Source organism: Mycobacterium aquaticum (assembly GCF_002086485.1).
Taxonomy (GTDB): domain Bacteria; phylum Actinomycetota; class Actinomycetes; order Mycobacteriales; family Mycobacteriaceae; genus Mycobacterium; species Mycobacterium aquaticum.
The window spans coordinates 30740-43061 of the sequence record NZ_MVHF01000045.1 but is presented as its reverse complement, the minus strand read 5'-3'; the positions used below and the strand labels follow the sequence as shown (position 1 = coordinate 43061).

At 68.5% G+C, this 12322-nt stretch carries 18 protein-coding genes; 10 read left to right on the top strand and 8 right to left on the bottom strand.

Translation table 11 applies throughout. The features are described from left to right. Positions 1–53: 53 nt before the first annotated feature. Positions 54–848, top strand: coding sequence for a TIGR02391 family protein (locus BST13_RS30475; RefSeq protein WP_083168831.1), 795 nt, complete (start codon positions 54–56; stop codon positions 846–848). A gap of 18 nt (positions 849–866) precedes the next feature. Here the strand turns inward: BST13_RS30475 and BST13_RS30470 are convergent, their stop codons facing one another. From BST13_RS30470 to BST13_RS30455, 6 genes are all read right to left on the bottom strand, one after another. Continuing rightward, positions 867–2003, bottom strand: a complete 1137-nt coding sequence (locus BST13_RS30470; protein WP_142282873.1) for a hypothetical protein — start codon at positions 2001–2003, stop codon at positions 867–869. Beyond that, positions 2000–2491, bottom strand: coding sequence for a DUF4365 domain-containing protein (locus BST13_RS30465; RefSeq protein ID WP_083168828.1), 492 nt, complete (start codon positions 2489–2491; stop codon positions 2000–2002). The genes BST13_RS30470 and BST13_RS30465 overlap by 4 nt, the downstream gene beginning before the upstream one ends. A gap of 85 nt (positions 2492–2576) precedes the next feature. After that, entirely contained in the window at positions 2577–2819 is a 243-nt protein-coding gene (locus BST13_RS39915) for a GNAT family N-acetyltransferase (RefSeq protein WP_245839865.1), read from the bottom strand. Positions 2820–2834: 15 nt separating this feature from the next. Beyond that, positions 2835–3041 carry a hypothetical protein gene (locus BST13_RS39910; protein ID WP_245839864.1) on the bottom strand — a complete coding sequence of 69 codons (207 nt, stop codon included), beginning with the start codon at positions 3039–3041 and terminating at the stop codon, positions 2835–2837. 101 nt (positions 3042–3142) lie between these two features. Further along, the gene (locus BST13_RS40230) at positions 3143–3268 is read right to left on the bottom strand and encodes a hypothetical protein (protein WP_281254774.1); all 126 of its coding nucleotides are present in this window, start codon (positions 3266–3268) and stop codon (positions 3143–3145) included. Positions 3269–3436: 168 nt separating this feature from the next. Continuing rightward, positions 3437–3892, bottom strand: coding sequence for a hypothetical protein (locus tag BST13_RS30455; protein WP_083168826.1), 456 nt, complete (start codon positions 3890–3892; stop codon positions 3437–3439). Between the two features lie 438 nt (positions 3893–4330). Here BST13_RS30455 and BST13_RS30450 point away from each other — a divergent pair, with 438 nt between their 5' ends. The 9 genes from BST13_RS30450 to BST13_RS30410 all read left to right on the top strand — a co-directional run bounded on the left by BST13_RS30450 (position 4331) and on the right by BST13_RS30410 (position 11841). Continuing rightward, entirely contained in the window at positions 4331–5374 is a 1044-nt protein-coding gene (locus BST13_RS30450; protein WP_083168825.1) for a hypothetical protein, read from the top strand. A gap of 5 nt (positions 5375–5379) precedes the next feature. Further along, complete coding sequence (locus BST13_RS30445) at positions 5380–7335, top strand: FtsK/SpoIIIE domain-containing protein (protein ID WP_142282872.1); 1956 nt, start codon at positions 5380–5382, stop codon at positions 7333–7335. Positions 7336–7357: 22 nt separating this feature from the next. Beyond that, positions 7358–7750: a hypothetical protein gene (locus BST13_RS30440; protein ID WP_083168822.1), complete on the top strand. Its 393-nt coding sequence runs from the start codon at positions 7358–7360 to the stop codon at positions 7748–7750. A gap of 184 nt (positions 7751–7934) precedes the next feature. Continuing rightward, positions 7935–8327 (top strand): hypothetical protein, encoded by a 393-nt coding sequence (locus BST13_RS30435; RefSeq protein ID WP_083168820.1) that lies wholly within the window; start codon positions 7935–7937, stop codon positions 8325–8327. Next, positions 8314–8685, top strand: coding sequence for a hypothetical protein (locus tag BST13_RS30430; protein WP_083168819.1), 372 nt, complete (start codon positions 8314–8316; stop codon positions 8683–8685). Before BST13_RS30435 ends, BST13_RS30430 begins: the two co-directional genes overlap by 14 nt. Before the next feature lie 447 nt (positions 8686–9132). Then, entirely contained in the window at positions 9133–9516 is a 384-nt protein-coding gene (locus tag BST13_RS30425) for a hypothetical protein (RefSeq protein WP_083168817.1), read from the top strand. A gap of 34 nt (positions 9517–9550) precedes the next feature. Beyond that, on the top strand, positions 9551–10573 hold the full coding sequence (locus BST13_RS30420; RefSeq protein ID WP_083168816.1) for a DUF2637 domain-containing protein: 1023 nt from the start codon (positions 9551–9553) through the stop codon (positions 10571–10573). Positions 10574–10639: 66 nt separating this feature from the next. After that, on the top strand, positions 10640–11353 hold the full coding sequence (locus BST13_RS30415; protein WP_083168814.1) for a hypothetical protein: 714 nt from the start codon (positions 10640–10642) through the stop codon (positions 11351–11353). Further along, positions 11350–11841, top strand: coding sequence for a hypothetical protein (locus tag BST13_RS30410; protein ID WP_083168813.1), 492 nt, complete (start codon positions 11350–11352; stop codon positions 11839–11841). Before BST13_RS30415 ends, BST13_RS30410 begins: the two co-directional genes overlap by 4 nt. 68 nt (positions 11842–11909) lie before the next feature. On the opposite strand, the gene BST13_RS30405 is transcribed toward BST13_RS30410, so the two are convergent. Continuing rightward, entirely contained in the window at positions 11910–12095 is a 186-nt protein-coding gene (locus BST13_RS30405) for a hypothetical protein (protein WP_142282871.1), read from the bottom strand. After that, entirely contained in the window at positions 12092–12274 is a 183-nt protein-coding gene (locus BST13_RS30400; protein ID WP_083168810.1) for a hypothetical protein, read from the bottom strand. Before BST13_RS30400 ends, BST13_RS30405 begins: the two co-directional genes overlap by 4 nt. Positions 12275–12322 lie beyond the last annotated feature (48 nt).

The window sequence follows — 12322 nt, the reverse complement described above, 5'->3', positions numbered from 1 at the left end:
CGGGTTGGGCCGGCAGCCACCGCTCTGTCGGCGTCGATCGCTAGCCTGCTGCGATGGCAGCCAGCACCGTCGCACCGTTCGGCCACGGATCGATCGAGAACATCGCCCGAATCATCGGAGAGCTGTACAGCGGACCCGAGCTGACGCGCATCCTCGCGTCGGTGGGAATGCCGGACCCACTCGGCGAGGGTCAGACGAAGTGGAAGCGCCTCGCCGCCAGCATGCAGGAGAAGCAGTACTCACAGCGGGACGGCCGGCCAGTCCTCGCTGTCATCACCGCCGCGATGAAGCCGGACATGATCTGGGATCGGCAAGCAAAGGCCGCGGTGGCCCGCGACGAGCTGACCCAGGTGCTGTCACTGTCGGGCTACCGGGTGCGCGAGGACGGGCGCATCGGAGCTGCCAAGAAGGCGGCCACCGCCTCCGAAGCGTCTGCCCGCAGCGAGCGTCTACGCAGCCGTCTGACCGAACGCGGAGCGCACCCGGAAGTCATTCGCCACTGCCGGGAGGAGCTGCTGCGCACGGACTGCTACGAGGCCGTCTTCGAGGCGGTCAAGGGCCTCGGTGCCCGGCTGCGGGAGAAGTCGGGACTCGACAAAGATGGCCGCGCACTGGTGCAGGCGACGCTCCGGGGCAAACCGCCGCGCGTGCTGATCACGGACTGCGCCACCGTGACCGAGTGCAACGAACAAGAGGGGGTCGCTCTCTTGGCCGAGGGCGTGTTCGCGGCGTTCCGGAATCCCGCCGCGCACGAGCCTCGGCTGGTGTGGGAGGTGTCCGAGCAGGACGCGCTCGACGTGCTGGGAACCCTGTCGATGATCCACCGCCGCCTCGACTCAGCGCGCTGATGGCGGTACCGGTAGAGGTCAGCTCGGCTTGACGTCGAGCATGAGCGGTGTGATCGCGTCCAGCGAAACGGCGTGCAGTCCGTCCCGCTGGCTCTGAACCCGGCTGTTCACCACGACGGTCTTGCGCTCCCGAGCCCACTGCCACGCTTCGTCGAGCACCGCGGGTGACACGTTCACCGACACTCGGGTGGTGCGGCCCCTGTGGGCGACCTCGACCGACACTCTGCCGGTGTCGGCGTCATGATCGCGCTCCACACCGCGGATCGGACCGACGAACTGCTCCTCGACCCGTGGCGCCTTGCGAGACTTGAGCCGCTTGGCCACCGCCTCGATGCGCTTGCTCGCAGTGGTGGGAATCGACGTGCCGCTCAGGCCTTTCGGCGCTGGTCCTCCCAGCGGTGACCATTCGAAGGCGGCGCTGAACTCATCGACCGAGTCCTGCTCCAGCACCCGGTGCAAGGCAGAGACGAACTGGTGGCTGACACCCGCGCGGACGAGTTCGACGTCGACATCAGCGCGCGGTTCCCGCTCCGGCTGAACCACGGTCTTGTCGAGCGTGGCCAATGCTTCCGCGAACGTGCGCATCACCCGCCGCTCCGGCGGTTCGGGCACCGCCGTGATGCTCATGCTTGGGAACGACTCTTCCTTGTTGGACTCCTTGTCTGGCGCCGCCTCCGTGATCGGCAGCAGGATCGGGATGATGAACGACCCCTTGCGGGTGTGAGCCATCCGCGCGGCCTTGATCAAATCGTCGCCGGCCTCGCTGTACTTGCGGATCAGCGCCCGCTGGCCCAGCGCTGTGGTGGCGGACGACCGCAGCATCGTCCAACTCGACTCCACGAGGGCGACACCGGCCAGGTAGGGGATCGTGTCGTCGATGACGATGTCCTTGGCCGCGCGTAGGTTGGCGATGTCCACTGCCCTGCCTCGCAGACGAGCGGCAACGTCGGCCACCTTCGCGCCTTCGTGCATCGCCACACGCTCGGTGATGACCTGCCAGTCGATGCCGTCCTCGACCAGCTGGTTCGGGACCGGCAGCAGATTATGTGAGGACGGATGCCGCCACAGCCCGCCGAGCTCACCGACTTCTTCCGGGGCCAACCAGCCCGTCGCGGCGAGGTAGCGGGCAACTCGGTCGTGCAGTCCCGATGTCACGCGCTCGCCGCCTTTCCCCATGCTCGCTTGAACTCTTCGCTCCAGGTGTCGAAGGTTGCGGCGGTAAGCCGATTCTGCGCCGGGAGTCTGACACTCTGCCCCTTCACCGCGTTGACCTTCGCCCACAGTGCCCGGGCGTGCACCACGGTGTGTGCGTCCTCATGCGCGATCCAGTCCAGCGGCGGCTTCTTCTCCAGGTGGACGTAGACGAGGAACACGGGCACGAGCGCTTCCGACCACTTCGCCTTCCACGCGTTCTTCACCGGCACGGTCAAGCTGCCGTCCTTGTTCAGCGCCTTGGTGCCGGTCTTTATCTGTACCCGAACACCTCCCGTCACCAGCTCTACCGTCACATCGACGGCCAGGTGGTCCTCGCCGCCGGAGAACTCCCCGTGGGCAACACCGGCTTGGGCCAGCAGGGACCGGAAGTACATCACGCCGAGACGACCGATCTGGTCGGCCCCCTTGATCGACTGTGCCCCCGCCACGGCGTCAGGCTAGGTCGACGCCAACACGTGCGGACACCCTCACCGCCCTTTGTGCCGAATCTGTGATCTTGCTGGGCGTGATGAGCTACAGCGGGTTCCGAAGAGCGCCAGCCGGCTGGATGAACAGGGTGCGGTACCCACCCGCCGGGTGTACGAACGGCTCCCAGCCGAGCCTCGCCCAGAACTTGTCCGCTCCCTCGCTGTATGCGAACAGCCGCCGATCCGGATGCCGGGCAGTCAGCTCCCGCACCACCTGCGTTCCAACGCCGCGCCCACGAGCCGCGGTGGCCACCTCGATGAACTGAATCTCCAGCCGGTCGTCGTCCAAGCCCGGGACATTCGTTTACTCCGGGTTGATGCCACCGGGGTCGTCGAGTTCGACGCGTGCTACCTCGGCCCCGCCCGCCAAGACCTGCACGAGCCACGGGTCATCGCCCAGCTGACGGTTCCACCAGTGCGGGTGCTCGTATTCCACGGCCTGGTCGAACGGCGGCGTCCACCAGCGGCCGGCGGCGTTCCCGGGTCGGAGATCGATGAGTTGCAGGGGCATCCCAAACCTGTATCACGACTCGGTTGCCTCCGACCCGAATACGCGTCTCACACCGCACCGTGCCCCCACCCAACGTCGGGCAGGGGCACGGTGCGGTTCAGCTAGCTGTCCTCGGTCCCGCCGTTGGCGGTGGCCGCGTCGGCCCACATGCGGCGCTCTTCCTCCGTGACCGGGCCGCTGCCATCGGGCACGGACACAGTGGGCTGGTTCTCGTTGGGATCAGACATTGCTCTCTCCTTGTTCTGGTCCGGCGGACCGGCCGCCCCGCGTCACCGTGTACGCGGCACAGCCCCGCTCGTCGGATCAGCGGTTCAGCTTCCGTACCAGCCACCAGTCCCTGATGCGCTGCCACCAGCTGCGGTGCGGGTGCTGGGCCGGCCCCGTGTACTCGCCGGTCATCGCGACTCTCCCGTCACCCACGCGACCGCCACCACGCTCAGCCCTGTCTCCGCTGCGATGCCCATATCCGAGACGCCGTCGGCGTAGAGATCCAACGCGTCGATCACCTGCTCCGGCGTTCCGGCGACCTGACCGGACGCTGTCACCCTCCGCGCCCACTGCTCCAACGGCTCGTCCCGTTCGGCGGCCTCCTGCAATCCCGCCCACCGCGCGTTCACCGCCCAGATGATGTCGGCGGTGCCGCCGGTTCCCAGCTCGGCCGACGCGGTACGCGCCAGAGGATCAGGTGCGATGAGATCCGCCAGATACGCGGGCAGTTCGTCGTCAGGGGAACCGGCGCTGATCCACTGCCAGCGGGCATCTGCGTAAGCGGCCGCGTATACCTGTGCGGCCGTTGATCCGGGGCGGAGCGCATGGGCCACCTCGTAGGCGGCGGTCGTGAGGCTGGTCATCACCGGTCACCTTCGAGTTGTGGTGCGCCATCCGCCACCACCCGGTGGACATCGGGTACTGCACAGGCAGGCACCGTCGCGGTCCAAGGCACCGACGGTTCCGTCTCGTCTGTCATCCATGACTCCTATCTCGAAACCTCACTACGGATGATGTAGCAATGTTTTTAGATCCACTAAGTGGCTACTCCGAGCGTACCCACCTGATGAACCGTCCACAAGGAGTCGCCGCCCATCCTCTATCTCGACAGCTGACCTATTCTCCATTTCAGAGAATGGGCGCCAGTACGTTTGTAGTGCGCCGTCTACCTGTATAGACAGCGTCAACGCCATTTCAATTCTCTATTTCAGAGAATTACCTAAACCGTGAGGAAGTTGATTCGATAGGCAACGTCGCGTCGCACCTTGTGAACGGTGCATTAGGAGTGGTACAACGTCGACATGAAGCGAATCAGCAAACTGTCGAGCGTCGCCGCCGGAATGGCGGCCCTCGCACTCACGACCCTCACCGCTGCTCCCGCCAACGCCGACCCCATGCTCTGCTATGCGGATTCGGCGAACTACAACCCGGGGCTCTGCGAACAGTGGCGGCGCAGTGACCACGGCGGCAGGATCGCACTGCAGCGGACCCCTGCGTTCGCGGAGCCTGGCTCGCCTATGTACGAGCGGACCCAGGGCCGATCCGGCGGTGGCGGCATCGGCGGCTGGCTCTCGGAGCATGCCGGTCTCGTTGTACTAGTGATCGCCGGCCTGATCGCCTGGGTCGTGATCGCCAAGGTCCGGAGGGCGAAGGCCGAAGAGGAGAAGAAACAGACCGCCCGCGAATCCGCCGCCCTCGCCCGCGGCCGCCGCATCGCAGAGGAGTGGCACGCCGAGCAGGTGGCCAAGGCACACGCCGATGCCGCCGCGATGGTTCCTGACCGCAGCGTCTATGACCCGCACGAGATCGGGCTCGCGCCTCCGCCGCCTCCACCTGCCGTGATGCCCGAGCGCCCGCCGATGAAAAACGCCGACTTGCGCCGCTACGCGGCGTTCGGTGCGGTCGTCCCGCGGGAGCCCGGCACGGCTTTCGCGCAGGCAGTGACCCGTAGCGGTGATGACGCCCCGATCCGCAGTGCGTGGTTCCAGGCGTGTCAGCTTGCTGGGGTGGGCGAGACCGATCCTGAGACGGGTGAGTTCACGCCCGCGGCCGCGGTGGTGAGGGTCGACCCCGTTAGGGACGGGGATGTGGAGATCAGCGTCAACACCCGCGACTACACCATCGGTGAGCAGCAACTCAACCGTGTGCTCCGGCATCTTGAGCGCACCGCCCGGGTGGCGACCGCCTCCCCGTTCGAGCGCAACCCCGCCAAGGACTGGTTCGTGACGCGCCTGTCGATGGAGCAGCGGTCGCCCCAGCAGCAGGCTCCCGCTCCCGCGCAGCCCCTGCCCGCCCCCACACAGCCGGCCGCCGCACAGGTCGACCCCGACGATCCTTGGAGCTGATCACCGTGACGAATCCGCTGGCCGCAGCTGCGGCAGCGCGCGCAAGGGCTCAGGCCGAACCTCCGCGCGAGACCGGGGAGCAGGTGCCGCCGCGGCTTCACGTCGTCACCGATGCCGACCCCGCCGACGACGCAGCGGAGGCTCAGGTGGCCGCTGCCAACGCCGAAGCACAGGAGCGTGCGCTGCAGGCAGCCGTCGATCGGTACATCGCGATGCTCCCCGAGATCGAGGCTGCACAGCCGATACCGGCGCAGGTGAAGGCCGACACCGCCGAGCCGCGACTCACCGGTGCGGCCTGGGTCGCGGACGGTGTGCGACGGATGCTGACGCCCCCGCTGGGCAAGGTGGCCGCCGTCGATGTGCGCACCCGCGACGGTGACGTGAAGGCGGTGCTGACGTTCCACACCGGCGTCGACGAGGACAACCGTCTCCGCGTCGGCAGCCAGCTCGCCGAGATGCTGCACCGCCGCGGAAACCTCGGCGAATTCTCCGTGGGGCGCGGCCACGACGAGACCGTTCTGCTCTACCGCGTCGGTATCGACGGCGTCGGTCCGTGGCGGTCGCACGGGGCGCGCGCGGCTGAATTCAACTCCAGCCGAGCCGAGCAGAAGAGGCTCTTCGCGCTCGCCGGTGTTGTGCAGAAGAACCCCGACACCGGCAACCCACAGACCCCGACGATCAGCGCTTGGGGTGAGGACGATCGCGGCGGCACCTGCCAGCTGAGCCTTCCGCCGGGGATGGTTCTCGATCAGGTGCGCCGCGCCGAGCCGGGACTTCGGCAGGTACTCAACGCGCCCGAGCTCACCGTCACCGCGAAGGGCGTCCACCCGGTCCTGCACCTGAACACGAAGAAGATCGTGAACGAGTTCCCGAAGCAGAATCCGATGCGCCCCGGCCTGTTCGTCCGTCCCCGCACCCCCGCTGAGCGGCACGCCGCAGCGGGTGACTTCGTGATCCCGCTCGGTGTCCGCGCCGACGGTAGCCCGATTCTCGTCCAGCAGTCCGTCGCACCGCACATGGGCATCTTCGGCGGTACCGGCATGGGAAAGACGGTGCTGCTGTCTCAACTGGTGCAGGCCGCCGTGCTGCAGGGCGCGGAGGTGCTGCTGGTCGATGCGAAGAACGGCAAGGACCTTCGGCGGATCGCGATGCAGAACTTGCCCGGAGTCGTTCACTACTCCTCCGGCAGTGAGGCGACTCTGCATCGCGCGGTGAGATACGTGCGCGACGAGTTCGAGCGGCGGAAGGCGCTCGCGGCGCGGCTGCAGCAGGACGGGATCGAATACCTGCCCACGCCGCTGCTGCTCGTCTTCGACGAAGCGCCAGCATGGCTGGACGACCAGATGTCGGGCAGCGACAAGGAGGCGCGCAAGGCAGCCGAGCAGACGATCGCGAACCTGTCCTGGATCGCGTCGCAAGCCCGGGAGCAGAAGTGCTTCATCCTCACCGCTGGGCAGTACGCCTACGCGTCGGCGTTCGCCGGCCGCTGGAAGAGCAACACGCAGACGCTGGTGGTGCTCGGGCCGCCCAGCGAGATCAACCGTCAGGCGCTGTTCGCCGCCGGCGAGCCACGGGAGCAGGTGAAGGTGCTCGGCGCTCAGCTCACCAAGTCCATGAAGGGCCGCGGGATCATGGCCGACACCGAGACGGGAGAGATCCAGCTGTTCCAAGGCTTCTTCAACGCCGGAGCCGATGCGGACACGTTCACCGCCGCGCTCGCCAGCACACCGCGTCTGCGCAGATTCGCGTGGCGCTTCCCCACAGGATCCGATCCCGGCGGAGACGGCAGCTGGCAGGACTGGACCCCGACCAGCGAACCCAGCTCCGATGACCTGCCGGTGCTGCACCTCGACGGACCCGACGGCCGTCCTGATCCAGCCTCTGCGATGTACGACCCGATCGGTAAGTCGTACGCGCCGGGATCGAAGCCACTGCGTGCCGCACACGCACCCGTCAACTGAACCCAACAGAAGGAGACTCCACATGGCTAAGTACGACATGCACCTCAAGGCCAGCCCAACCCCCGCCAACCTCCAGGCCGCAGCCGAGCTGGCCCCGGCCCTCGTCGCCGAGCTGAGCGAAGCGCTTGGCGAGGCGCAGCTGCCGCTGTACGAGCTCACCCAGCGGTCGGACCCGCCGACCCCCGCTGAGTTGGTGGACGCGATCGCCACCCTGCGCGGCGAGGCGGACCGCATCCGCCGGCTCGAGTACAAGGTGCTCGGCGTCGCGGTGCTGGGCGGGGCGGCCGTGACGACCACCGCGCGGGCGATCGGTGTTCGGCCCACCACCCTCTCCGACAATCTGGCCGGTACCCGCGCTCAGGGCCGTGGAAAGCCCATGACCAAGCTCGACGACGGCACCTGGATCAACGCATGACCGGGTGCAGCGCTCTGACCAGTCGATTCATGTCGGCGGGAACCGCTCGTCACGATGCGGACATGCCTCTCGTCACGGTCGGGACACGCGTTTGGTCACGGGCGGTACATGTCTCGTCACGGTCGGGACACGTGGCTCGTCACGGTGCGTACATGCCGCGAACCGAGGCGAAGGCAGGAGTCTGATGTTCACCGAACCCACCGACGCACAGAAGCTGGCCGCCGCCGCGCAGCTGCCACGAGCCCTTCCACATCTGTCCGGTCTCTACGCGGAGGCCCTGAAGGACCTGCACGCCGTTATCGATCACGGCACCGCCGACCCCGACCGCACCCTCGCCGCGATCGCCACCTGGCGCGAGAAGCAGCGGCGGAAGGACATCCGATCCACCGAACGCCAGCTGGCGCAGGTGCTGATCGCGGCGGGAGAGCCCGGTGGCGCGGTGTGCCGGGGCCTGGGCATCAGCCGCACGCGTCTTCAGCAGGAGATGCGCACGCTCACCGAGTTCGCGCCGCTGGTGCCGAAGGGCGATCCGCCGATCCGGAAGCCGATCGGGGAGGTGCGCGATGCGGTCGCGTGACACCACCCCGCAGGGCCGCCTCGCCGCGAGCACCATCTCGGTCCGGCTCCTGCGCCAGATCAGCGACAAGGGCCGCGACATCGCGCAGGAACTGCAGGACGCCGCCGGGACTGATCCGGCGGCCGCTCGGGAGGCGGTGACGCGAGCGCATGCGCTCGCAGCCGAGATCGATGCGCTCGTGGTCGAGCTCGCCGGCGCGACCATGCTGGCCGGTAAGACCGCGGCGGAGGTGCGTAGCGTGACGGGGATCGGCACGGCGACTCTCACCCGCCGCGTGCCCAAGACTCTCGCCGCGCTGCGCGGGCACGTCGTGGAGAGGGATGCGGCCGCCCCGCACGGGTACCGCGTAGCTGACTGAGGTGGTCTACAGACACTCCCACCGACGCCAGCTGACGAGGACGGGCTCTCACGCCAAATCCGGCGCGGGAGCCCGTTTTTCGCTTCTACCACGGAATTCTTCGGCTATCGATCATCCGGCCACCCTGATTCGATCAGCGGGCCAGTGCCTGCCGATCATCCGGCCACTTTCGCCGATCACAGGGCCACCCCCTGGCCGGTGGATCGGTTTCGCTACAAGAGACGCTACAGGGGGCGCCACGGAATCCAGCCGTACCCAAACCCGTTGGCAATACGCTGCGTATCGCGATACACAGCGTATTGCGTTGCCGCTCAAGGTGATAGGAACACGCCGTCTGCCTATCAATTTTCTGAGGCGCACCCATCCTGACCTGCATTGTCTCTGCTTTAGAGAACGCATCTTGTTGGCGCTCAAGGTGTTTCGGGTGCATAGTGGCTGTAGGCGCATATGCAGCGTATCGACAACACGCCGCGCCGGCTCCCGCTGACCGAAACCGAGAGGAACCGCACCATGGCCCGCTTCACCCCCGCTGACCCCGTACGCGCAGCCGAGGCCGTCGCCGCTCTGCCCGCCGCCGCCCGGGAGGTGGCCGCTGCGGCCGCCAACTCCGTGGTGGCCCTCGCCGAGGTGCCCGCCGACCCACAGGCCGCACTCGACGCCTACGCGACCATGCGCCGCGGTGCAGATGCGATCCGTGCTGCGGAGGACCTCCTCATCCTGCGGCTGCACGAGGCCGGCGCCTCGGTGGCCGGACTCGCGAACGCGCTGAGCATCAACCGGCTGACCATCGAGCGGCGCATCGCGGCGGCCAAGGCCGCCCGCAACGCCTGACCCCGCACCACCCGTTCCGAGGAGGAACAGACAGATGAGCGACACCACCTACTGGCGCACCGTGCTGGTGACCTTCGTGGCGATCAGCGTCGCCGGCAACACTGGCCACGTCCTGCTGGTCGACGCGGACCACCGCTGGGCCGCCGCCGCCCTGGCTGCGGTGCCTCCGCTCGGCCTGGTGCTGATCACTCATGGCCTCACCGCGCACGCCGGTAAGGGCCGAGGTGCCATGTATTGGTCCGGCGTCGCCGGAGCTGTGGCGATCGCCGCGATGGCCTTCGTCGCGTCGTTCGTGACGCTGCGCGACCTCGCGGTTCAGCTGTTGCACTGCCCGCCGCTCATCGCGGCTCTGCTGCCACTGGTGATCGACGCCGTGATCGCGGTGGCCTCCGCACTCGCCGTGGCCACGCACCGCGCCGAGGCTGCGGTGTATGACGCGGCCCTACAGCTGCACCACAAGCCGGTGCACCGGCCGGAGCAGGCCACGGTGCACCGGGAGCCCGACACCGCGGTGCACTCCACCGAGGAGCCCGCCGGCGACGTGGAGCAGCCGGTGCATCAGCGCGACCAGAGTGCACCGGAGCCGCCGGTGCACTGGGCTGCACCGGCTGTGACCAGCGACGATGAGCCGGTGCAGACCGCGGAGCAGGCAGTGCACCCGGAGCCCGAGACCGATCCGGTGCAGTCCCCGGAGCGTCCCCGCCTCGTGGCGGTGCACCGCACTGATGCACCGGTGAGCGTGCGCCGGAGAAAGCCCACTACTCCGGTGCAGCCGGTGCACACCCCGCAGGCCGAAGTGGCGGTGCAGTCCAACGACGGTGCACCGCCGGTGCAGCCGGTGCACACCGCGCAGGCTGAGGCGGTGGTGCAGGCCGGCGGTGTCGAGCTACCGGTCGAGCGCGTCGCGGAGGTGTTCGCCCGCCGGGACGCCGGCCAGTCGCAGAACGTGATCGCGAACGCGAAGGTCGCCAACAAGCGCACTGTCGCGAAGCTCCTCGCCGCGCGCGAGGCGGTCGCCGACGCCGACGACCCCGACCGAGCCAGCGTCACGGCCTAACCCACAGACCCCGCCCTCCAACCGACTACGCGGAGTGCCCACCCCACCAGAAAGGACACCCCAACCATGAAGAAGATCCCGATCACCGTCGCCGCCGCGAACGCGGTGGCCACCGTCGCCCTGGCGGGTTGCTCGCCCGCCCCGGCACCGCAGTCTGCGGCCCCGAGCAGCCCGACCGTCGCCGCTCCCGCCCTCGCTCCACAGCAGATCGGCCTCGAAGACCTGCCCACGTGGGTGGACACCGTCGGCGCCCGCGATGCGGCCGCGTCCGGCGCACCGTTCGTCTTTCCCGAGCGTGAAGCAGGCGGTGGGAGTGCGGCGTGCTTCACCTACATGCGGACGCCGAGCGGCGACATCTGGATCCTGAACCGCCCCGACACCGCGCCGGTCGCGGGTATGGCGCTGAGCCCGCGGCGCGAGCTCTACGGTTGCGGAGATCGCGGGTTCGGCTGGTCCAGCTGGGAAGCCCGCCACGGCGGAGAGCAGGTGCGCACCTCCGCGCCATCGGCACCGGCGGTGTCCCGCCCCGAGGGCGTCCCGGACCTCGCATGGATCAGCAACGAGGTGGATCTGGACGCGGCGCAGCGGGCGATGAAGCAGGGGCACCCGTTCATGTTCGCCGTGCCAAGCGCAGGCGTCACCGCGTGCCACAGCGCGGTGCTGATGCCCACCGGGAAGCTCTGGTTCCTCAACGAGACCGGCGTGGTGCCGATCGGCGGTGCCCAGCTGAGCGAGACGATGAGGGCGTACGGCTGCCGCGCCGAGGGAGGTGCGCGATGACCGCGAACGACGAGACTCCCACCCGCACGAAGCGTCACCGCCGTTTCGTCGCAGCCGCCCTGCTGGCTGTGCTCGGCGTCGGTGGGTACTCGCTGCACCAGCAGGGCGTCGCGCACGGTGAGGAGAAGGGACGTGCGCAGGTCTTCGCCGCTCCGTCGAAGCCCGCCGAGGCGGTGCCCGATCCGGCTGCCCTGCTCGCCGCTGCACCGCCCGACACGCGGCACTACCTGAGCTGGGCGATCCAGAAGCGCCAGCCCTATATCTTCCTCGCGCACAACGGTCAGGGCCGCACCTGCATGACGTGGGTGCTGCAGAGCACCGGCCAAGTTGTCGGGTTCTCGGGCGACGGACCGTACCGCGGCGGGCTGCTGCCCGCGGATCGTCTGATCGACATCCCGCAGTCCAAGTGGGCGGAAACGCTGCAGTGCACGATGCCCGACGGCTGGGTGAGTGTTGGCCCCATCCCGGCGTCGGAGGTTCCGCGGTAACCGCCGCACCCCAACGAGAACAGCCCCAGCACTTCGTCGAGGTGCTGGGGCTGTTCCGTGTTCGGACGTTACTCCCAGGCGGCTGCGAAGCCCGCGCACCAGTCGCAGTCGGGCGTCGGCTCGGCATGCGCGATGGGGCAGCGCAGGTAGCCATCGCCCGGGCTCCAGTCACCATCGGCGTCGCGGTCCTCGTCGGTGGAGGTGCGGCGCTCAGCTCCTGCGAGGTAGCCGGCAGTGAACTCGTTGTTGCTCACGTCCACGCCGACCGCCAGCCGCGCACCCAGGCTGCGGTGTCGTTGGCGTGCATGCCGCGCGGGCATACGCTGGGCCCGCTGTCGCGGGTGCAGACGACGCCTTCGCGACGGTAGGCGCGGGCGGTGTCGCGGCCGGCGAGGAAGGCTTCGGTGGATGCGAGGTCGTCGTAGTTGCTCATGACGTGGAGGGTGCCGTAACCCCTTGAGCGACAGCGGGTGCGGCGCGG